Here is a 20,334-nt window from a genome sequence, read left to right as displayed (position 1 = left end):
TCAGCGGTACGCCCAGCCCCGGGTCGGGCCGTCGTCGCCGGTCGTGTCCGGGTCGTCGTCGCCGTCCGGGTCGGCGAAGCCTTGCTCGGGCGCCGGCCAGGGCGAGGCCGACGCCGGCTCGGCGCGCCGGCGGTCGCGGCCGTTGCGGGCCGCCTTGCCGTCGGCGCCGACGTGCATGGTGTCGTGCAGCGTCGTGCGCAGCTGCTCCCGCGCCTCGCGGGCCGCCTCGCGCCGGAGTCTTCGCTCGTCGGCGGCGCCGCGGATGCTCTCGGTGACGATCTCCGAGGCGACGGCGCCGTACTCGTCCTCCGCCTTCTGCACCGTCTCGACCTTGCGCTTGTGCCGCACCCGCGACATCAGCTCCTGCTCGCGGGCCTGGCGCGCCTCGGCGCGCTCGTAGGCGTTGCCGTGCGAGACCAGCTTCAGCCCGATCGCCGCGCAGTCCAGCGCGATGAGCAGCAGCGCCGTGCCGAGGTAGAACACGCCGACGCCGAGGAAGTCCGAGGCGATGAGGTGCCACATGGCGGCGGTGCGCGCCCCGAAGCCGGAGTTCGCCTTGATCACCTGCAGGTTGTCGTCCTGGGCCTTGGCGATCAGGCCGTCCAGCTCCCGCTTGCGCGCCGCGCGGGTGTCGCGGGCCGGCTGCTGCTGCTGGCGCAGGGTCGCGGCCTCGCCGTCGAGGCGGCTGGCCTCGTCGCGCAGCTGGTTCGAGCGCTTCACGAGCGAGTCGCAGTAGCCGCCCGCGGGGCAGCCGCCCTTGTGGGTGACGCCGTCGCCCTGGGAGTCGGCGAGGGCCTGCTTGTAGATGTCGGCCGCCTCGGCGCGCTTGTCCGCCGCGGACTTCGTCAGCTTGGCCACGGCGTCGTCGTCGGCGGTGTTCTGGGCGTCGATGCGGACCTTCTCGTCCTCGTAGCCCTTGATGGCGCCGGCCGAGCGCGACTGTTCCGCGGCGACGTTGTGCTTGTCGTTGAGGTAGTTGTCGATCTCGCCGCGGTACCGGTCCAGCATGAGAGGCTCGGTGATGACGACCGCGACGAGCAGTGCGAGCACGAACCGGCCCAGGTACAGCCCGATGGTCCGCCCCCTGACCAGCTTCTTCGGGTCCTCGTTCTCGAGGTCCTCGAAGTTCGTGGCGACCCGGCCCACGACCGCGCGGTCGTAGGCGATGACCGCGAACGCGATCAGCGGCCCGACCAGCCACCGCCACCACGGGTGGGTGTAGTTGGCGCTGGTGTCGATGAATACCGCGCCGCCCACCGTGGCGTAGGCGAAGTACAGCAGGATGAATACGCCGATCGCGGAGTACAGGACCCGGTCGGAATGCGACCGGACACTGTCCGGATTCACGTTTGCGACACGCAGCAGGAATCGGCCACGGGGGCGCGCAACGGCATCGTCGGCCACAGCTGGACACCGATTTCACGAGGCGATGGGAATGCCTCGATGGTACGGGCGGGGGGTGTTCCGGCGCGTTCTGCGAACGGTCGGCTCTGGCCGTCCGTTCCACCACCCCGGTCGCCCATCCCTGCAGCCGGAAATGGCCGCAGGGATGGGTCGTTCCGGCTGCTGCTCAGCCGATCGGCTTCCACGGGCCGTTGGGGTCGCCGGGCGCCTGGTTGCGGGTCCACCAGGCGGCGCGGTACCGCTTGTCCTTGTACAGCACCACATCGCCCGAGTTGAAGATCCGCGACGCGGTCCAGAGCGCGGTGCCGTCCTCGGCCAGGGCGATCTCCTGCCAGGGGCCGTTCGGGTCGCCGGGCTTCTGGTTCTGGGTCCACCAGGACGCCTGGTACACACGCCCGTCGTAGGTCACCCGCTCGTTGCCCAGGTACACCTTCGCCGCGCTCCACGCCGCCGGGGCGTTCACCGTCACCGCGACCGTCGCCTGCGCGGCCTCGAACGTGTCGGTGGCCGCGAAGGTCGCCAGGAGCGTGTGGGTGCCGGGCGCGAGGCCCGCCGGCAGCTTGAAGACCGCCTGGTTGCCCTCCAGGGCGGCGCTGCCCCGGACCTTGTCACCCTCGCGCAGCTCGACGGTTCCGGTGACGGCGAGGCCCTCGGCGTCGGCCCGGACCGTGACGGTCGCGGCCGTGCCCCAGCTGACCGGGGCCGAGGTCGCCGCCAGGGACACGGTCCCGCGCGCGGTGCGGAACACGGCCGGCTGGGCCGCGGCCACGCCGCCGTCGGCGCTGCTCGCGGAGACCAGCCAGGCGTACGACGTCGCCGGGGCGAGCCCGGTCCAGCTCACGGTGGCCGTGCCGCCCGCCGTCACCTCGTCGGTGCCGATCGTGCCCGCGGGCACGTAGGCGGCCAGCGAGTCGGTGGCGAAGGACGTCTTGCGGCTGGTGAGGTCGACCGGCAGGGTCAGGTTGTCCTCCGCGCCGTTGTACCGGGGCTTGGTCTGGCTGCCGTCCTGGCGGATGTCGTACTCGGTCGCGCCGTAGTTGTGCAGGAACGGCGAGTACGTGTCGATGTGCATCTCCGCCCGCTTGACGTCGAACTGCAGCAGGCGCAGGAAGCTCGCGCCGAACTGCAGCCGGTCGGTGGCCTTGTGGTCGGCGGTGCCGTCGCCGTTGACGTCGATGTTGCCGGACGCGTCGACGAGCGACGGCCACAGCTCGCCGGCCGGGACCGTGTAGAACTGGTAGTCCGCGAGCAGCTCGACGACGTCGTGGGCGACGGTCACGCCGACGCCGGTCTTGAGGTTGGTGCCGACGCCGTGCTCGTGGCCGGCCAGGACCAGGAAGACGTTCGGGTTGGCCTCCACGACCTGCTTGTACAGCGGGGAGCCGTCCGGCGCCGAGAAGTCCGCGCCGCGCCCGTCCGGGTTCGTCGACGGCTTCAGGTAGTCGTGCGAGAGCAGGATGCCGTTGCGGTCCTTGTACCGCTTGAAGATCGAGTCGGCCCACTTGGCCTCCTGCGGCGTGACCCCGTAGGAGAGGCCGACGGCGACGAAGTCGAGCCCGCCCGCCGAGAACAGCACGTAGTTGTTCTGGTTGTCATGCCCGGGAGAAAAGCCGCCCGCAGCGCCGTTCTGCTCGTCCCAGGCGTGGTACTCGGTCCCGGCCGGCCAGGACTTGGCCACGTCGTAGTAGCGCCCGGCGCTGAACGTCCGGCTGAACCGGGAGTCGGGGCCGGTCTCGGCGCCGAGCTGGTCGTCGTGGTTGCCGGCGATGACCTGGTTGACCACGCCGTGGTCGTCGAGGATCTTCTGGTACCCGGAGGCGAGCGCCAGCTCCTTGTCGACCTCCTCGTTCAGGCCGGGCCGCTGCAGCGAGCCGTCGGCGTTCTTCGCCAGCGGGTCGTAGTAGTCGTTCTCGATGACGTCGCCGGTGTGCGCGGTGTAGGCGATCTTCCGCCCGGCCTGGTTGTCGGCGATCCACTGGGTCGTGTCGCGGTAGGCCGCGGCCCAGATCGCCTGCTCCTCGGCGGTCTCGACGTCGGCCGCCTCGCTCCGGCCGTCCCAGTCGTCGTACGTGCCGCCGGCCGCGCCCTCGGTGAGGTACTGGGTGTCGGTGAAGTGCGCGAGGGCGAAGTCGTAGGTGCCGGGGTCCTCGAAGTGGTCCTTGTCCTGCTGCGCGGTGGCGTCGCGGGGCGAGAGGTCGTCGGCGAACGGGTCCTCGCCGGTGACGAGGACGTGCACGGTGCCGCCGTCGCGGTAGCCGTCGCCGAGCTGGGCCGCGAGGACCGTGCCGCGCTCGGCCTGGCCGCGGGCGCTGGTGAGCACGACCCACTGCGCGGCCGCGGGGTTCCACACGCGCAGGGCCACGACCCGCTCGGGGTCGATGGTGCCCTCCCAGCGCAGCGTCGGGTTCGCGGCACTGCCGAGGGCGAGGTCGTACCGCTGGAAGACCACGTCGCGCGCGGACGGCGTGGCGAGCGAGCGCCCGTCGAGCGGCCGCAGCGAGCGCACGTCCACGGTGGTGTCGTGGGCGACGTCCAGGGCGGTCGGCACGGCGGCCGCGGTGCCCTGGTAGCCGCCGGTCGGCAGCACCATGTCGGCCTTGGTGAAGGTGGCGGTCAGCGGTACCCCGGCCGCGCCCGGCACCTTGGCCGAGAGGTTCGCGCTCGGATGGTCGGTCCCCGTGACGCTCGCGGTCAGCTCGGCCGGCACGTCCGGGATGTTGGCGCTGGTGAAGTGGATCTCGCGGGTGGCGGCGTTGCCGAGGTTGTCGGCCGCCGTGACCGCGATGGTGTGCGCGCCGGCGGGCAGGCCGCGGCCGATCTGGTCGCCCCGGCTGACCGCCTTGCCGTCGAGGGTGATCACCGGCTGGCCCGCGATGCCGGTGGCGTCGGCCACCTCGACCTGCAGCGCGACGGTGGCGGTGAGCCGCTGGCCCTCGGCCGGGACGCTCCGGGCGACCTGGGGAGCGGTGTTGTCGACGGTGAAGCCGCGGGTCGAGGTCTTGTCGCCGACGACGGCCGCGATGGAGTGCCTGCCGTCGGCGAGCTTGGTGGTGTCGACGTCGGCGCGGCGGCCCGCGGCCGGGGCGCCGGCGATGTCGAAGAGGACCGTCTTGTCGAGGGTGGAGTTGAACGAGCTGCCGCAGGTGCCGTCGCCGACGTACACGGTGACCGGCTGGCCCGCGGGGTAGCTCGCCGAGCCGATGGTCACGGTGCTCCCGGCGGTCAGCCTCGTCAGCTGGGTCGCGGTGCCGGTGGCCGGGGCCAGCGCGAAGTCGCGCAGGGTGAAGTCGTCGTAGTTGTCGCAGCCGCCGGTCGCGCTGCCGTGGTCGCTGCCGGCGACGAACTCGACGACGTTGACCCCGGGCACCAGCCACTCGTTCGGGAAGGCGAGGTCGGCGACCTCCTTCTCCCAGACGCCGAGGTCGAGCGGGATGCCGTTGATGAGCACCTTGTTGTCGAAGCCGTTGTCGGCGCCGTTGCCGCCGACGAAGACCCGCAGGTGCGCGTCGCCCGCCGCGGCCAGGGTGTCGATCGTGCGCGTGGTCGGGGCGCCCGCGATGTCGAAGTGGAACTCGGCCTCCTTGTTCGGGCCGCAGGTGCCGTCGCCGAGCGCGAGCGAGGCGTCGGTCGTCACCGTCCTGGTCTCGCCCGTCCACAGGTACACCGGGCCGTTCGTCACCGTGCCCGCGGAGCCCGGGGCGAGCAGCACCGAGGAGGCGGCGATCCGGAAGTCGTCGTGGTTGGCGCAGGTCGCGCCGTTGAGGGTGCCGTTGTAGTCGCCCGTCTTGACGCGCACGACGTTGTCGCCGTTGTGCAGGAAGCGGTTCGGGAACTTCAGCGCCACCGTCTCCTGGCCGGCCACGCCGTAGTCGCCGCCGAGGTCGACACGGTTGCCGTTGACGAGCAGGTAGTTGTGGTACTTGGCCTCGGCCGAGTTGCCGGCCTCGACGGTGAGCCCGAGGGTCGCGGTGCCGGCGGCCAGGGTCTCGGCGTTCTCGGCGGCCCGGTCGTCGACGGCGAGGGACTCGACGTTTCCGGTACCGCCGGTGAGCGCGGCGATGACCGGACGCTCGCCGCGCACGAGCGCCCCGTCGGCCGGGGTGATCTTCGGCGCGCCCGCCGGGGCGTTGTTCACCGCGACCGCGGCCCGGGCCGTGGCGCCGGACTTCGTGGTGGCGGCGACCGTGTGCGGCCCGTTCGCGAGGGCGCGGGTGTCGAGGTCGGCGCCGAGGCCGGCGGTGCCGCCGGGGGTGCCGGACACGACGAACGTCAGGTCCTGGGTGAGCAGGTGCGGGCTGCTGCCACAGGTACCGTCGCCGAAGCTGTAGCTGAAGGAGTTCTGCTCGCCGTCGGCGACCACGCCGATGAGGCTGAGGCTCAGGCTGCTCAGCGGGAAGTCGTCGTAGTTGGGGCAGCGCAGGCCCTCACCGTTGGGCAGGGTCTCGACCCCGGCGGCCGCGGTGTTGGTGGTGTCGACCCAGTTGGCGCCGGCGTGCACGGTGACGGTGTTGGCGCCCGGGTGCAGCCACCCGCCGGGGAAGTCGAGGGTGCCGTTGCGCCCGCCCGGGATGTCGGGGAAGTAGACCCGGTCGGCCGCCGCCGTGTGCTCGTTCACCGTGATGTAGTTGTGGTACCTCGCCTCGGTACCGTTGCCGCCCATGTCGAAGGCGAAGTGCGCGGTGCCCGCCGTCGGCTGCGCGGCCACCGGCGAACCGTCGACCGTCAGCGCGACGACCGAGTCGTTCTCGGCCGCCGGCTCGGCGTCGACCCGCACGGTGCCCTCGAGCGTCTGCCCGTCGCGCAGGTTGAGCACGGGCGTGCCGGTCGACGGGCTCGGCTCGGCGTGGGCCGTGGCCGGTTCGACGGCGACGATCGCCCCGCCGACCAGCGCGACGGCGAGCAGCCGCCGCAAGTGGTGCCTCATCCTGCTCCTTTGCGGATTCTCCGGGTGATGAAGACGGTTCTCCGGGTGATGAAGACGGTTCTCCGGGTGATGAAGACGGCGATGACGGCGGCGGCCAGGAGCACGCCGGCGACGAGGCCGATCTGGAGTGCGGCGCTGCGGCCCCGGTGCTGCGGTTCGGCCGGGCCGGGGCCGAGGGGCCAGTCGTGGGAGTCGGCGCCCTGGCGGTACACCGTGCGCTCCCCCTGCGGGCCGGTGGCCAGGGTCTGGTAGGCCGGGTTGAGGTCGGTGAGCGTGCGCACCGCGACGGTGGCGGTGCCGACCGGCCCGGCGCAGGTGTAGTCGATGCTCACGCCGCTCTTCGCCAGGTCGGCGGGGCGCTCGACGGCGCCGGCGCACGCCTTCCCGCCGCCGGCCACGGTGATCTGCTTGAGCAGGTACGCGGCGAAGCGGTCGGACGGGCCGATGGCGGCGGCGTCGCTGTCGCGGTAGAAGACGGCGCCGTCGAGCATGACCCGGTCCCTGGGCAGCAGGCCGAGGGAGACGCCGAGCAGCACGAGGTCGTCGAGGCCGCCGACCTTCCAGCGCACGTGCACGACCTCGGGCCGGGCCGCGTCGACGGCGATGGCGACCGTCTGGGGGTCGCCGAACGGGTGCGCGGCCGCCGGGCCGGGGGCGGCGAGCAGGGCCGCGGCGAGGCCCGCAGTGACGGCCGCCACGAGGCGCCGCCGGCGTCCGAGTGGCTCCAATGGGTTCGACTCCGGGATTGGGCTGGCAGCAGGCTGCGCCGAGTCTCGCGGTCGTGTGGAAGCAGCAGGCGACGTCGACGTGAACAGCGATGATCAGGAATACCGCCGGTCGTGTTTGAACCGATCCAAGGCGTTCCTGGCCACGAACGCCGGGTTCGGCTCCCGCTTCAGCCCGCTACGCGCGGCAGGTGTTCGACGCGGCCGTGACGCGCCAGGCCGGGCGGCTGCGCACGATCGCGGCGCCGGACGTCGACGACCTGCGCACCCTGCAGGTCGACGACGTCGCGCCGGTCCGGGAGCCGGCCGTCACGGCAGGGGGTACGCCTCGCGCAGGCTGATCCGGCTGTACTCCACATGCCGCACCAGCGGGTCGGCGGCCTGCGCGGCGGCGGTCAGCGGCAGCGTGCCGTGGGTCTCGTTGTAGAGCCGGTAGAAGCCCTCGGCGAAGTTGACGCCGGCGGCGCGGCCGGCCTCGCCGTTGGCCGACTCGATGAGCTTGCGGGCGAACAGGCCCGAGTACCCCTGGCTGTCGAAGCAGTCCATGGCCGCGACCTTGCGCCCGACGACGGGCGTGATGTCGACGAACACGTCGTTGCGCACCCCGAACAGGCTCAGCCCGTCGATCGGGTACACCGGCAGCGAGGTGAGGAAGACCTGCTTCACGTGGTACTCGGGCCGGCCGTCGAGGTTGCGCAGGTAGGCCCCGGCGCGCCCGAGCGCGGCCAGGACCGTCGTGGTGGCCACGGTGTGCGTGTTGGCCGCCATGACCGGGTTCTGCGGGTAGTCGCAGATGATGACGTCGGGGCGCTCGGCCGCGATCTGCTCGGCGACCGTCTCGACAAGCGACTCGTGCAGGCCGGCCTCGCGGTCGTCGCGGTCGAGCGTGACCACCCGGGAGATGCCGACGATCTCGGCGGCACGCTCCAGCTCGCCCTTCTTGAACGCGACGATCTCGTCCAGCCCGGCGCCGGCGATGGCCGCGTCGGGGTTGTCCTTGCGCCACTCCTCGGCGTACCGGTTGGCGTGGATGCGGCCGCCGTGGGTGAGGATCAGCGCGACGATCTCGTCACCGGCATCGGCGTGGCGGGCAAGGGTCCCGCCACAGTTGGTGATGGTGTCCGCGGGGTGCGCGTAGATGGTCATGACCTTCATGGCCACACCTCACGTGAAATGCCGTTCCATGTCAATCCTGAGTTGGGCTCCCGCCCTGACAGGATGGGGAGCTTGGGGATCGTACGTTTTCGAACGGTTCTGGAACAGGCAGTAGGTGCGCTGGGAGCGAAGGATCGACAGGTGGCAGGGACCGCTGGACGACCCGGCCGTGAGGCCCTCGAAGATGTCGCAGACCGTCAGGTGCTCCGGCCGGTGGGGCAGACCGTGTTGCAGGATCCGCAGCAGCCCGGCGGTGAAGACGCCGTGCCCGCCCGCGACCCGGGCCAGGTGGTGGGAGCCCGACGAGCTCAGGATGGTCGTGTTGCGGACCCCCGTCATCGACTCGGCCAGCCGGCCGGAGAACGACGCGTCGGCGAAGATCACCGTGGAGCGGGCCCGGGTGCCGATCAGGGCGGCGTTGAGGTCGCTCGCGGTGACCAGCGTCCGGGGCCGGTCGGGCCGGGAGCCGCGCACCGGGAACCCGACCTCGCCGTCGGCCGTCGGGACTCCGTGCCCGGCCAGGTACAGCAGGAGCTCGTCCGTCGCCGCGTCCGCCATCTCGCGCACCGCCGCCAGGACGTCGTCCACCCCCGGCGGGTCGATGAGCCGCACACAGGTGCCGGACGGCAGGCCGTAGACGAGCGGGTCGGACAGCAGGCCGGCGAGGGCGTCGGCGCCCCGCGGCGCCGACGGCAGCGGCGGCAACGCCGGATCGTCGTAGGTGCCGGTGCCCACAAGGAGGGCGCGGCACAGGGACAGATCCCGCGGCGGCGGCGCCGCGGGCTCCTTGCGGTAGGCCGCGTTCCGCACCAGGGCCAGCCGGCCCGCGGTGTTGCGGTCCTCCTTCTGCGGCTCGGCCTGCCCCGCGGCGATCAGGCGTGCCCGCACCGCGGGGAACACCGCATCGAGGGTCAGCAGCCGGTCCTGGCTCGCCACGCCCGCGCGCAGCACCCCGAGCAGTTCACCGGTGAACGCGGTGTGGCGTTTCCCCTCCGGGCTCGCGGCGAACCAGTCGGCGGCGGACGCCGTCAGCACGAACAGCCCGTCCGTGTCGAGGTCGTCCGGGCTCAGGCGGCCGAGCCGGCGCAGGTAGGGAACCTTCTGCAGGGCGAGTCCGCTGTAGCAGCAGTCCAGGATGACGACCTTCGCGTGCGCCGCGCTGCGCTGCAGCACGGCGGCGACGTCGTGAAACGGCACGGCGGTCCAGAAGGAGCTCCTCGCGGTGGTGTGCACCGCGAGCCGCAGCTCGGTTCCGGCCGGGTCGACCAGGCCGTGGCCGGCGTAGTAGAAGAGCAGCAGGTCTTCGGCTTCCGCCGCGGCGGCGTCCAGGGCCGACAGCAGAGCGGCCGGATCGGCGGGATCGTGCAGCGCCACGCACTGGGCCTTGGTGAGGTCGCTCCGCGCGGGATCGGTCAAGAGGTCGTAAAGCGCCTCGATGTTTGCTTTGACCGCGCCGATCGGCGGCAGATCGATGTCGCGATATTCGGCCGTACCGGCAAGAATCACCCTTGACTTCTGCCCGGGACGACCGGCTGTGGGACGAGGCGCTCCACGTGCTCGACCTCAACGCCGCGCCCTTCCGCGAGTGCCGTACGCAGCTGCGCGCGCTGTTGCGCAGTCCCGATGCCGAAGGCCTGGCCGGCGTGGTCGACTGGGGAGTGTTCGGATGAGGCGTCAATAGCGCGCGGAGATCTCCCAGCGCTCGACCACCTCGTCGCCGCGGACGGCGTACAGGTGGCTCCACATGTTCGTGGTGCCGCAGGCGTGGTTCGGGACGATCCGCACCAGGTCGCCGACGGCGAGGGAGGCGGCCGGGTCGAGGAGGAAGCCGTGCTCCTCGTTGGCGTCCACGAACCGGACGTCGGAGTCCAGGAGCCGCCCCACCGAGCCCGCGGCCGCGATGGTGTCCGAGCTCATCGCCTTGATGCCCGCGTCGATGATCGGGCGGCCCGCGCGCTGGACCGACACGACCCGGGCCAGGACCGACAGCGCACAGTCGTCGATGGTGCAGGAGCCGAGGCGGATCTGGTTGGCGTCGTAGTACACGTAGGTGCCGGGCCGGCCCTCGGTGACGCCCGCCGCGAACGGGGCCGACGTGGCGCCCGGCGTGGAGCCGACCGAGACCACGTCGATGTCGTGGCCGCCGGCGCGCAGGCCGTCGGCCAGCCGGGCCAGCAGGGCGCCCGCGCTGCGCCCGGCGGCCTCCAGGGACGGGCGGTCGGGCATCGTGGCCAGGTGGCCCTCGTGGGTGAGCAGCCCGCGCAGCCGCAGGCCGGGCAGCGCGGCCAGCGCGGCCGCGGTCGCCGGGACGTGCTCCGGGTCGACGCCGAGCCGGGCGTGGCCGGTGTTCACCTCCAGCACGAACGGGACCGTCACGCCGGCCGCGTGCGCGGCGGCCGACAGCGGCGCGGCGGCCTCGAGCGAGTCCAGCGCCACGGTCAGGCCGCCCGTGCGGACCGCGTCGATGACGAAGGCGACCTTGGGCGGGCCGACCGGGGCGTGCGCCCACAGCAGATCGCGAAGGCCCGCGGCCTGCAGCCACGCCACCTCGGCCGGGGTCGAGCAGGTCATGCCGAGCGCGCCCGCGCCGAGCTGGCGGCGTACCACCTCCAGGCATTTGGACGTCTTCGCGTGCGGGCGCAGCCCGACCCCGGCCGCGGCGAACGTGCCCGCCATCCGGGCGATGTTGCGCTCCAGGCGGTCGAGGTCGACGAGCAGCGACGGCGTCGGCAGCTCCGGGATCAGCGTCATCGGGCCAGCCCCAGGGCCTCGCGCGGGTCGCCGTCGATGAGCCACTCGACGGTCGCCGGCTCGATGGCCGGCAGGCCGCCCGGCCGCATCCGGGCGAGGCCGTGCAGGCCGTCCTTGGCCTCGGCCGGCGTCCACATCGGATAGTCGGAGCCGAAGAGCAGCTTCGGTACCACGCCCCACTCCTGCGCCCGCACGAGCGCCATGAACCCGTCCAGCGGGCGCGCCCACGAGGCCGAGACGTCGCCGAACACGTTGCGGTTCTTGCGCAGCACCACGATCGTCTCGCGCTGCCACGGGTGGCCGAGGTGCGCGATGATCTGCTTGAGATCGGGGTGCCGGCGGGCGACGTCGTCCACGAGCAGCGGGTTCGACAGCTCCAGGCGCCCCTCGGGGCTGGGCGTGGTGCCCATGTGCCACAGCACGATGAGCCCGGCCTCGGTGGCGGCGCGGAAGAACGGGTCGTGGGCCTCGTCGCGGGCGTCGAAGTGGGCCAGCACCGGGTACAGCTTCACGCCGCGCAGCCCGCGCGCGATGCCGTCGGCGAGCTGGTCCATGACGTCCGGGTCGGACAGGTCCAGCGCCATGAAGCCGAGTGTGTTCGTACTCGTCCGGGCGCAGAAGTCCTCGACGAACTCGTTCGGGGTGAGCACGCCGGCGCGGGTGGCGCGCATGCCGAAGACGAACGCGAGGTCGACGCCGGCCGCGGCCATCGCCTCGTCGTACTGCTCCGGGGTGCGGTCGGCGTACTCGTGGCCGTAGACGGGCTGCCAGTTGCGGTGCCACTCGCAGCCCCAGTGCTCGGACAGGTGGCAGTGGGTGTGGACGTCGATCATCCGGTGGTTCCTCTCGTGCGGTGCAGGACCCGCCCCGCCCGCCGGCCGGTGTGCGTGCCGCGCTCGACGGTCGGCACGCCGCCGACGAGCACCAGGTCGATGCCGGTGGCCAGCTGGTGCGGCGCGGTGAAGGTGGCGGTGTCGGCGATGGTGCGCGGGTCGAAGACGACGACGTCGGCGGGGGCGCCGGGGCGCAGCACGCCGAGGTGGGGCAGGCCGATGCGGCGGGCCGGCTCGGAGGTGCAGCGGCGCACCGCGTCGGGGAGATTCTCGGCGTAGCGGCTGAGGTACCGCGGAAAACATCCGTAGCTGCGCGGGTGCGGGACCCCGGCACCGGTGATGCCGCCCGGGTCCAGGGCCAGCCCGTCGGACGCGACCACCGCCGCGGGGTGGGCCAGGACCGTGCGCAGGTCGTCCTCGCTGCGCCCGCCGGCCGTCATCATGGCGCCCGCGCCGAGCTCGGCGAGCAGGTCGAGGGCGGCGTCGGCGCCGCCGAGGTCGGCCAGGGTGCGCCCGAGGGCCGGGTCCGCGTCGCCGCGGCTGGTCCAGCTGACGGTCAGCTCGTCCCAGCCGGTGGGCCGGTCGACCCAGGCGGCCCGGATCCGGGCGCGCACCCCCGGGTCGCGCAGCCGGGGCGCCCAGGCCGCGGCCCCGCCCTCGAGCGCCCAGGCGGGCAGCAGCTGGGACAGGGGCGCGTTGCCGTGGACGTACGGGTAGATGTCGACGCCGATCTCGCACCCGTCGGCGTTGGCCGCGTCGACGAGGTCGAGGGCGCCGCGGACCGCGCCCCAGTTGCGGCGGCCGACGGCGGCCAGGTGCGAGATCTGGGTGCGGGCGCCGGTGGTCCGGGCGACCCGCACCGCCTGCGCGACGGAGTCCAGCAGCCCGTCGTCGTAGCTGCGCACGTGCCAGGTGAAGACCGCGCCGGCCGCGGCGACGACCCGGGCGAGGGCGACGAGCTCCTCCTCGCGGGCGTAGGTCAGCGGCGGGTACACCAGGCCGGTCGACAGCCCCAGGGCGCCCGCGCCGAGCGCGTCGGCGAGCAGCCCGCACATGCGGTCGAGCTCGGCCGGCCCGGCCGGCCGGTCCTCGAAACCGCAGACGGCGGCGTGCAGCGGCACGTGCCCGACGAGCGCGGCCACGTTCACCGACGGGCGGGCGGCCGCCACGGCGGCGAGGTACCCCGGCAGGTCCCGCCAGTCCCAGGCGATCGCCGGGTCGAGGTCGAGGTAGCTCACCGCCGCCCGGATGCCCTCGATGTCGGCGCCGGGCGGCAGCGGGGCGACCCCGAGCCCGCAGTTGCCGACAACCTCGGTCGTGACGCCCTGGTGTACCTTGCTGCGCGCCTCGGGCCCGGACAGCAGCGTCAGGTCCGAGTGGGTGTGCAGGTCCACGAAGCCCGGGCAGACGATCCGCCCGGTGGCGTCGAACACCGGCGCGCCGGTCTCGATGACCGCCTCGACGGCCACGACCGCGCCGTCGCGGATCAGGACGTCGGCGGCGATCCCGGGCGAACCGGTGCCGTCGAGCACCGTCCCACCCTGGAGCAGCAACGTGGAATGTGATTCCATGTCCGCATGATCGAACGCTTCCATCCCGGCTCCTTCGCCCCCGTCACGGTTCCGCTGTCACACGCCACGAAGGCGGGCGGCTTCGTCTTCGTCTCCGGCCAGGTTGCCACGACCGCCGACGGCTCCATCTACCTCGGCGACTTCGAGGCCGAGGTGAACCAGACCCTGGACAACGTCGAGGCGGTGCTCGCCGCGGCCGGGGCCCGGGCCGACCAGATCGTCAAGGTCGGCGCGTTCCTGTCCAACGCGACGCTGTTCGCGCCGTTCAACGAGGTCTACGCCCGCCGCTTCGGCGCCGCCCCGCCCGCCCGCACCACGGTCGTCGTGGCGTTCGGCCGCGGCGACGTGCGCGTCGAGGTGGAGTGCATCGCGTACGTCGGCGAGTAACGCGGGCATCAGCGCTTCCCGGCGGGGCGCAGCGAACGGTGCACGATGCGCAGGGCCGCGGTGAAGTCGGGGTCGTCGGACATCGCCTTGGCGACCTCGTCCAGCGCGGCCACGTACTCCTGCTGCTTCGGCGCCGTGAACTCCCCCGCCGGCCCGGAGACACTGACCGCGGCGAGCAACTCGCCGCCGATGCGCACGCCGACCGCGACGCACCGCAGGCCGGCGCTGCGCTCGTTGTCGTCGAGGGCGTAGCCGCGCTTGGCGGTGCGCTTGAGGTCGCGGCGCAGGTCGGCGTGGGTGGTGACGGTGTTCTCGGCGAAGGCCGGGAACGGCTCGGCGGCGGGCAGCAGCGCGGCGAGGTCCGGCTCCGGCAGCTCCGACAGCAGCATCTTGCCCAGGCCGGTGCAGTACGTGTGGTCGCGGGCGCCGAGCGCGGTGGTGAACCGCAGCGGGCGGTCCGGCTCGGCGACGCAGATGTGCAGCACCTGGTCGCCGTCGAGCACGCCGAGGTTGGCGGTCTGGCCGGTGCCGAGCGCCACCGGGCGCAGGTAGGCCTCGGCCACCACGGTCAGGTCGAGCGAGGAGACGTACGCGCTGGCCAGCCGCTGCACCTTGTGCCCGAGGCGGTACGAGGGCCGCTCGTCGACCCGGACCACGTACTCCATCTCCGCCAGCACCGCCAGCAGCCGCACGAGGGTGCTCTTCGGCAGCGCGGTGCTCTCGCTGAGGTCGTTGACGGTCAGCGGCTCGGACTCGGCGGCGAGCATCTCCAGCAGCGCGAGGCCCCGGGCCAGGGCGTTGGCGTGGTAGTTCGCCGACGCCGGCTTGCTGTCGTCGACGGGCACCGGGCGGGCGGTGCGGATGGTGCGGGCCATGACGGCCTCCTCGGAACGGGCTCTACGCGGTAGTGGGCAGTTCAGGGAAGTGGCAGGCGCTCGGGTGGCCCGCCCCGATCCGATCGATCAGGGTGGGTGCCTCCTGTGCACAGACATCCTGGGCCTTCCAGCATCGTGTGCGAAATCGGCAACCCGACGGCGGGTCGGCCGGGCTCGGTACGTCACCGGTGAGCGTGATGCGCTCCCGCTCGTCCCGCCCCACCGGCGTGGGCACCGGGATCGCGGACAGCAGCGCCTGCGTGTACGGGTGGGTGGGGCGGGTGAAGATGTCCGCCCGGGTGCCCGTCTCCACGATGCCGCCGAGGTACATCACCGCGACCCGGTGCGAGATGTGCTTGACGACGGAGAGGTTGTGGGAGATGAACAGGTACGCGAGCCCCAGCCGGTCCTGCAGGTCCCGCAGCTGGTTGATCACCTGCGCCTGCACCGAGACGTCCAGCGCGCTGACCGGCTCGTCGAGCACGAGCAGCTTCGGGTTGAGCGCCAGGGCCCGGGCCAGGCCGACGCGCTGGCGCTGGCCGCCGGAGAACTCGTGGGCGTAGCGGCGGGCGTGCTCGGGGCGCAGCCCGACGAGGCGGAGCAGCTCGGCGACCCGGTCGGCGCCGCCGTCGCCGTAGCGGCCCTGCACCCGCAGCGGCTCGGCCACGATCTCGTGCACGGTCATGCGGGGCGACAGCGAGGCGTACGGGTCCTGGAACATGATCTGGATGTCGCGCCGCCTGGCCCGCAGCTGCGACTGGGGCAGCCGGGCCAGGTCGGCCCCCTCGAACAGGATCCGGCCCGCGGTCGGCTCCAGCAGGCGCACCAGCAGCCGGCCGGTGGTCGACTTGCCGCAGCCGGACTCGCCGACCAGCGACAGCGTCTCCCCCGCGGCCAGCTCCAGGTCGACCCCGTCCACCGCCCGCACCGCGCCGACCTGCCGGCGCAGCACCCCGCGCCGGATCGGGAAGTGTTTCGCGAGCCCCTCGACCTTCAAGAGAGTCATGCGCCCTCCGCTTCGCTCCGGCCGCACGACCTCCGAGCTGAGCCCATGATGACCGGCCCCTCCACTCCGCTCCGGACCGGCCGCACGCCCTCCGCTTCGCTCCGGCCGCACGACCTCCGAGCTGAGCCCATGATGACCGGCCCCTCCGCTCCGCTCCGGACCGGTCATGCGAGCTCCTCGTGGAAGTGGCAGGCGCTGCGGCGGCCCGCGCTGATCTGCAGCAGCGGCGGCCGGTCGGTCCGGCACACGTCCTGGGCCAGCGGGCAGCGCGGGTGGAACGGGCAGCCGCCGGGCGGCGCGGCCATGTTCGGCGGGTTGCCCGGGATCGGGTCGAGGCGGTCCGACTCGGCGTCCATGCGCGGGAGGCTCGCCAGCAGGCCGAGGGTGTACGGGTGGCGCGGCTTCTCGAACAGGGAGAGCACGTCGGCGGTCTCGACGACCCGCCCGGCGTACATGACGACCACCCGGTCCGCGAGCTCGGCCACGATGCCGAGGTCGTGGGTGATGAGGATGGTCGCGGCGCCGGTCTCCCGCTGGGCCTTCTGCAGCAGCTGGAGCACCTGGGCCTGGATGGTGACGTCCAGGGCGGTGGTCGGCTCGTCGGCGATGATGAGGTCCGGGTCGTTGGCGATGGCCATCGCGATCATCGCGCGCTGGCGCATGCCGCCGGAGAACTCGTGCGGGTACTGCTTCGCGCGATGGGCCGCGTCGGGGACGCCGACGAGCGCGAGCAGCTCCACCGCGCGGGCCCGGGCCGCCTTGCGGTCCCGCCGGTCCTGGTGCAGCAGCACGGTCTCGGCGATCTGCTCGCCGATGCTCAGCACCGGGTTGAGCGCGGTCATCGGGTCCTGGAAGATCATGCCGACCGGGCCGCCGCGGATCGCCCGCAGCGCCCGCGCCGACAGCCCGCGCAGGTCCTGGCCGCGGAACGCGAGCGTGTCCGCGCTCACCCGCGCCGGCGGCTCGCGCAGCAGGCGCAGCACCGACATCGCGGTGACGGTCTTGCCGGAGCCGGACTCGCCGACGACGGCGACGATCTCGCCCTCGTGCACCTCGAGGTCGACGCCGTCCACGGCGTGCACGACGGCGTCGTCGGTGTGGAAGTCGACGCTGAGGTTCCGGATCCGCAACAGGGCCGTCATGACTGCCTCGGATCCACGGCGTCGCGCAGGCCGTCGCCGATGAAGTTCACGGCGAGCACGGTCAGCGCGACCGCGACGCCCGGGGAGAGCCACAGCCACGGCTCGCTGCGGATGACGGTGAGGCTCTGCGCGTCGGTGAGCATGTTGCCCCAGCTCGCCGCGGGCGGCTGCACGCCGAGGCCGAGGAAGGACAGCGTCGCCTCGAGCGCGATCGCCTGGGCCACGGCGAGGGTCGCGGCCACGCTGACCGGGGGCAGCGCGGCCGGGATGATGTGCCGGCGCAGCAGCCACACCGGGCCGGCGCCGGTGGCCCGGGAGGCGAGCACGAACTCCTGCTCGCGCAGCGACAGCGTCACGCCGCGCACGATCCGGCCGCAGACCGGCCACTGGAACAGCCCGATCGCGATGACCATGGTGACCACGCTCGGGCCGAGGACGCCGGCGATGACCACGATGACGACAAGCGACGGGAACGACATGAACACGTCGGCGATGCGCATGATGAGCCCGTCGACCCAGCCGCCGAGCAGCCCGGCGATGCCGCCCAGGACCGTGCCGATGACCACGGCGAGGGCGGCCGAGGAGATGCCGACGCCGAGGGAGACCCGCCCGGCGAAGAGCAGCCGGCTGAACACGTCGCGGCCGGTCGAGTCGGTGCCGAGCCAGTGCCCGCCCGACGGCGCGGCCCGCGCGGCGAGCAGGTCGATCTGGTTGGGGTCGTGGCCGGACAGCGGCCGGGCGAAGACGGCCGCGAGCACGACGAGGAACAGGAAGACGAGGCTCGCGAGGGCGATCGGGTGCCGGCGGAAGCGCCGGAACGCGCCCCGGCGCGGGATCGCGTCGCCGCCACCGATGTCGGCGGCCTGGTCCGCCACCTGGATCGTCATCGCAGCCTCACCCGGGGGTCGACGAGCGTGTACAGGACATCGGCGAGCAGGTTGGACAGCAGCACCAGGATCGCGATCAGCAGCGCGAAGCCGATGATGACCGAGTAGTCGTGCTGGTTGACCGAGCTCACCGCGAGCTGGCCCATGCCCGGCCAGGCGAAGACCTGCTCGATGACGACCGCGCCGGCCAGCAGCTGCGGCACGCTGGAGGCGATCACGGTCAGCAGCGGGATGAGCGAGTTGCGGAAGGCGTGGCGCAGGACCACCCGCCGCGGGGGCGCGCCCTTGGCCTCCGCGGTGCGCACGTAGTCGGCCTGCAGCTCGGTGATCATGGAGCTGCGGACGTACCGCATGAAGGGCCCCGAATTGCCGAAGCCCAGGATGAGCGCCGGCAGCACGAGGTGGCGGATCGAGTCCAGCAGGCTCGGCGCGGTCGGGTCGGAGATGCCCGACGACGGCAGCCACTGCAGCTTCAGCGTGAAGAAGTAGATGGCGATCAGCGCGACGAAGAACACCGGGATCGACACCGAGCCGAGGCTCACCACGGTCGCGGAGTAGTCGACGATCGAGTTGCGCCGCCGGGCGGCGGCGATGCCGAGCGGGATGGCGACCAGCAGCGAGATGACGAGCGCGACGCCCATCAGCTCGACGGTCGGGCCGATGCGCTCGCCGAGCACGTCGGTGACGGCGCGCCCGTTGAGCAGCGAGTAGCCCAGGTCGCCCTGCAGGGCGTTGACCAGCCAGTGCCAGTACTGCACGAAGACCGACTGGTCGAGGCCGAGCTCGTGGCGCTTCTGCGCGATGAACTCGGCGCTGCCGGAGTTGAGCTGGTCCGCCGGGACCTGCATGGCGATCGGGTCGCCGGGTGACTTGTGCACCAGGCCGAAGATCGCGACGGTGATCAGGAAGAAGACCAGCACGTTCACCAGCAGGCGGCGGGCGAGGTATGCCCCCAAATTACGCTCACACTCCTTTCACTGTGAGGCGGCCGGGCGGGTGGGGTGGCGCCCGACCCGCCCGGCCGTGTCCGTCAGCCGGAGATGCTCCAGCTCGCCGGGTCCCAGAAGTTCGCGTCCTGCGAGCCGGGGGCCCGGAAGCCCTGGACCTTCTTGCTCACGCCCCACAGACCATAGGGGTTGTACAGCCACATGAGGTCGACCTGGGCGTTCGCCTCGGTCGCCGCCTGGTCGTAGAGGGCCTTGCGCTGCGCCGTGTCGACGGTCTGGTTGGCCTGCGTCATCAGCTGGTCGAGCTTGTTGTCGCAGAAGAAGTTGATGTTGCCGCCGGCCGGGTACTGCTGCGCGCACGCGGTGATCACGTTTATCGCCGAGGAGTCCACCGCGTAGTTGCCGCCGCCGTACAGCGTCATGTCGTACGACTTGTCCTTGTAGGTGCCGGCGATCTGGGCCGCCTGGATGTTCACCAGGTTCACCTTCACGCCGACCGCGGCGAGCTCGCTCTGCACGATCGTCGCGGTGGCGTCGCGGTCGCGCTGGCCGTGCACCCACTGCAGGTTCACGGTGCGGTTGGCGTCCCAGCCGGCCTCGGCGAGCAGCTGCTTGGCCTTCGCGACGTTCTTGGCGTAGTCGTTGAGGCCGGAGGGCTCGTTGGCCTTGGCGAAGTCGGACAGCCGCACCTCGGCCTTGCCCATGAGGACCGTCTTGACGATCTGCTGGCGGTCCACCGCGTAGAGGAAGGCCTGGCGGACGCGGGCGTCGGCGAAGTACGGCTTGGACTGGTTGAGCGCGATGCGCACGAACCCGGCGCCGGGCTTCTCCTGGGTGGCGACGCCGCCGAAGCCGGCCACGGTGGCCGCGTCGGTCGGCGAGTAGGAGGCGATGTCGATGCCGCCGTTGCCCAGCTGGGCGGTGGCGACGTCGGACGTCATCGGCTTGAGGTAGACGTCCTTGATCTTCGCCGGGTTGCGGTAGTTCGGGTTCGCCGTGACGTGGACGTACTGGTTCGTCTTGTACTCCACGAACGTGTACGGGCCCATGCCGACCGTCGGCTTGCGGAAGAACTCGTCCTTGGCCACGGCGTCCGGGGCGTCCTTGCCGAGGACGTGCTCGGGCAGGATCCACGGGTAGCCGATGACCGCGAGCAGGCCGAAGTTGGGCTGGGCGGCCTTGATGACGAACGTGTTGTCGTCCGGCGCCGAGAAGCCGGTGATCGTCGGGGCCTTGCCGGAGGTGAAGTCGGCGACGCCGGCGACCGCGGCGTAGCTGCCCGCGGTGGCGCTCGTGGTCTTCGGGTTGGCCAGCAGGGTGTACGTGAAGAGGACGTCCTTGGAGGTGAACGGCTGCCCGTCGCTCCACTTGAGACCCTTGCGCAGGTGGAACGTGAAGGTCGTCGCGTCCGGCGAGACGTCGTAGCTCTCGGCGAGGCGCGGCTGGAGCTTGTAGTCGGGGTCGACGGCGAGCAGGCCCTCGTTGACGAAGGACATGACCTGCGAGTCGGCGCCGTTGAGCGGGGCCAGCGGGCTGAAGACGCCGGCGGGCTCCTGGTAGAGGTACACGTTCAGCGACGACTTGCCCGGCGTGGACGCCGTGTCCGATTTCGGGCCGGTGCAGGCGGCGGCGGAGAGTAAGGCCACCGCGGCGGCACCGGCAAGGAACACCCGTTTCATGGGCACCTCTTTGTATCGGGGGGTTGGCACTTGCGAGGGTTGGGCGCG

16 protein-coding genes and 1 pseudogene are annotated in these 20,334 nt (G+C 72.5%); 3 read left to right on the top strand and 14 right to left on the bottom strand.

Going from position 1 to position 20,334, the window contains the following annotated elements:
• The 3 genes from AB0B76_RS27425 to AB0B76_RS27415 all read right to left on the bottom strand — a co-directional run bounded on the left by AB0B76_RS27425 (position 1) and on the right by AB0B76_RS27415 (position 7,026).
• On the bottom strand, positions 1-1,347 hold the full coding sequence (locus tag AB0B76_RS27425) for a DUF4407 domain-containing protein (protein WP_360380734.1): 1,347 nt from the start codon (positions 1,345-1,347) through the stop codon (positions 1-3).
• A gap of 223 nt (positions 1,348-1,570) precedes the next feature.
• Positions 1,571-6,328, bottom strand: a complete 4,758-nt coding sequence (locus tag AB0B76_RS27420) for a carbohydrate-binding protein (RefSeq protein WP_360380732.1) — start codon at positions 6,326-6,328, stop codon at positions 1,571-1,573.
• The gene (locus AB0B76_RS27415; protein WP_360380730.1) at positions 6,325-7,026 is read right to left on the bottom strand and encodes a hypothetical protein; all 702 of its coding nucleotides are present in this window, start codon (positions 7,024-7,026) and stop codon (positions 6,325-6,327) included. Before AB0B76_RS27415 ends, AB0B76_RS27420 begins: the two co-directional genes overlap by 4 nt.
• Positions 7,027-7,238: 212 nt before the next feature.
• Between AB0B76_RS27415 and AB0B76_RS27410 the strand changes: the two are divergent.
• Positions 7,239-7,394: pseudogene (locus tag AB0B76_RS27410) on the top strand (hypothetical protein); the annotation flags it as partial.
• On the opposite strand, the gene AB0B76_RS27405 reads toward AB0B76_RS27410, so the two are convergent.
• Both AB0B76_RS27405 and AB0B76_RS27400 read right to left on the bottom strand, forming a co-directional pair.
• Positions 7,363-8,208: a PIG-L deacetylase family protein gene (locus AB0B76_RS27405; protein ID WP_360380728.1), complete on the bottom strand. Its 846-nt coding sequence runs from the start codon at positions 8,206-8,208 to the stop codon at positions 7,363-7,365. The pseudogene AB0B76_RS27410 and the gene AB0B76_RS27405 sit on opposite strands and share 32 nt — an antisense overlap.
• Positions 8,209-8,217: 9 nt before the next feature.
• Positions 8,218-9,714: a caspase family protein gene (locus tag AB0B76_RS27400; RefSeq protein WP_360380726.1), complete on the bottom strand. Its 1,497-nt coding sequence runs from the start codon at positions 9,712-9,714 to the stop codon at positions 8,218-8,220.
• A 2-nt stretch (positions 9,715-9,716) separates the two neighbouring features.
• Here AB0B76_RS27400 and AB0B76_RS27395 point away from each other — a divergent pair, with 2 nt between their 5' ends.
• A complete protein-coding gene (locus AB0B76_RS27395) occupies positions 9,717-9,878 on the top strand; it encodes a hypothetical protein (protein ID WP_360380720.1) in 162 nt (53 codons plus the stop codon).
• 4 nt (positions 9,879-9,882) lie between these two features.
• On the opposite strand, the gene AB0B76_RS27390 is transcribed toward AB0B76_RS27395, so the two are convergent.
• The 3 genes from AB0B76_RS27390 to AB0B76_RS27380 are packed head-to-tail and all read right to left on the bottom strand — an operon-like array spanning position 9,883 to position 13,363.
• Positions 9,883-10,959: an alanine racemase gene (locus AB0B76_RS27390; protein WP_360380718.1), complete on the bottom strand. Its 1,077-nt coding sequence runs from the start codon at positions 10,957-10,959 to the stop codon at positions 9,883-9,885.
• On the bottom strand, positions 10,956-11,792 hold the full coding sequence (locus tag AB0B76_RS27385) for an amidohydrolase family protein (protein WP_360380715.1): 837 nt from the start codon (positions 11,790-11,792) through the stop codon (positions 10,956-10,958). The genes AB0B76_RS27390 and AB0B76_RS27385 overlap by 4 nt, the downstream gene beginning before the upstream one ends.
• The gene (locus AB0B76_RS27380; protein WP_360380712.1) at positions 11,789-13,363 is read right to left on the bottom strand and encodes a D-aminoacylase; all 1,575 of its coding nucleotides are present in this window, start codon (positions 13,361-13,363) and stop codon (positions 11,789-11,791) included. The genes AB0B76_RS27385 and AB0B76_RS27380 overlap by 4 nt, the downstream gene beginning before the upstream one ends.
• Before the next feature lie 6 nt (positions 13,364-13,369).
• Here AB0B76_RS27380 and AB0B76_RS27375 point away from each other — a divergent pair, with 6 nt between their 5' ends.
• Entirely contained in the window at positions 13,370-13,750 is a 381-nt protein-coding gene (locus AB0B76_RS27375) for a RidA family protein (protein WP_360380709.1), read from the top strand.
• Between the two features lie 8 nt (positions 13,751-13,758).
• On the opposite strand, the gene AB0B76_RS27370 is transcribed toward AB0B76_RS27375, so the two are convergent.
• From AB0B76_RS27370 to AB0B76_RS27345, 6 genes are all read right to left on the bottom strand, one after another.
• On the bottom strand, positions 13,759-14,625 hold the full coding sequence (locus AB0B76_RS27370) for an IclR family transcriptional regulator (protein ID WP_360380707.1): 867 nt from the start codon (positions 14,623-14,625) through the stop codon (positions 13,759-13,761).
• A gap of 22 nt (positions 14,626-14,647) precedes the next feature.
• Complete coding sequence (locus tag AB0B76_RS27365; RefSeq protein ID WP_360380705.1) at positions 14,648-15,631, bottom strand: oligopeptide/dipeptide ABC transporter ATP-binding protein; 984 nt, start codon at positions 15,629-15,631, stop codon at positions 14,648-14,650.
• A gap of 164 nt (positions 15,632-15,795) precedes the next feature.
• Complete coding sequence (locus AB0B76_RS27360) at positions 15,796-16,773, bottom strand: ABC transporter ATP-binding protein (RefSeq protein WP_360380702.1); 978 nt, start codon at positions 16,771-16,773, stop codon at positions 15,796-15,798.
• On the bottom strand, positions 16,770-17,660 hold the full coding sequence (opp4C, locus tag AB0B76_RS27355; protein ID WP_360380700.1) for an oligopeptide ABC transporter permease: 891 nt from the start codon (positions 17,658-17,660) through the stop codon (positions 16,770-16,772). Before opp4C ends, AB0B76_RS27360 begins: the two co-directional genes overlap by 4 nt.
• Complete coding sequence (locus AB0B76_RS27350; protein WP_360380697.1) at positions 17,657-18,616, bottom strand: ABC transporter permease; 960 nt, start codon at positions 18,614-18,616, stop codon at positions 17,657-17,659. Before AB0B76_RS27350 ends, opp4C begins: the two co-directional genes overlap by 4 nt.
• 74 nt (positions 18,617-18,690) lie before the next feature.
• The gene (locus AB0B76_RS27345) at positions 18,691-20,286 is read right to left on the bottom strand and encodes an ABC transporter substrate-binding protein (RefSeq protein ID WP_360380694.1); all 1,596 of its coding nucleotides are present in this window, start codon (positions 20,284-20,286) and stop codon (positions 18,691-18,693) included.
• Positions 20,287-20,334: the final 48 nt, after the last annotated feature.

The sequence above is a fragment of the Dactylosporangium sp. NPDC049140 genome (genome assembly GCF_040648435.1).
The sequence above is the reverse complement of the archived record's forward strand: the minus strand, read 5'-3'. Positions and strand labels throughout refer to the sequence as shown.

Coding starts and splice junctions, on each gene's coding strand:
- AB0B76_RS27345 (WP_360380694.1), bottom strand. CDS start 20,286: ATGAAACGGGTGTTCCTTGCCGGTGCCGCCGCGGTGGCCTTACTCTCC.
- AB0B76_RS27380 (WP_360380712.1), bottom strand. CDS start 13,363: ATGGAATCACATTCCACGTTGCTGCTCCAGGGTGGGACGGTGCTCGAC.
- AB0B76_RS27405 (WP_360380728.1), bottom strand. CDS start 8,208: ATGAAGGTCATGACCATCTACGCGCACCCCGCGGACACCATCACCAAC.
- AB0B76_RS27370 (WP_360380707.1), bottom strand. CDS start 14,625: ATGGCCCGCACCATCCGCACCGCCCGCCCGGTGCCCGTCGACGACAGC.
- opp4C (WP_360380700.1), bottom strand. CDS start 17,660: ATGACGATCCAGGTGGCGGACCAGGCCGCCGACATCGGTGGCGGCGAC.
- AB0B76_RS27385 (WP_360380715.1), bottom strand. CDS start 11,792: ATGATCGACGTCCACACCCACTGCCACCTGTCCGAGCACTGGGGCTGC.
- AB0B76_RS27375 (WP_360380709.1), top strand. CDS start 13,370: ATGATCGAACGCTTCCATCCCGGCTCCTTCGCCCCCGTCACGGTTCCG.
- AB0B76_RS27390 (WP_360380718.1), bottom strand. CDS start 10,959: ATGACGCTGATCCCGGAGCTGCCGACGCCGTCGCTGCTCGTCGACCTC.
- AB0B76_RS27365 (WP_360380705.1), bottom strand. CDS start 15,631: ATGACTCTCTTGAAGGTCGAGGGGCTCGCGAAACACTTCCCGATCCGG.
- AB0B76_RS27420 (WP_360380732.1), bottom strand. CDS start 6,328: ATGAGGCACCACTTGCGGCGGCTGCTCGCCGTCGCGCTGGTCGGCGGG.
- AB0B76_RS27360 (WP_360380702.1), bottom strand. CDS start 16,773: ATGACGGCCCTGTTGCGGATCCGGAACCTCAGCGTCGACTTCCACACC.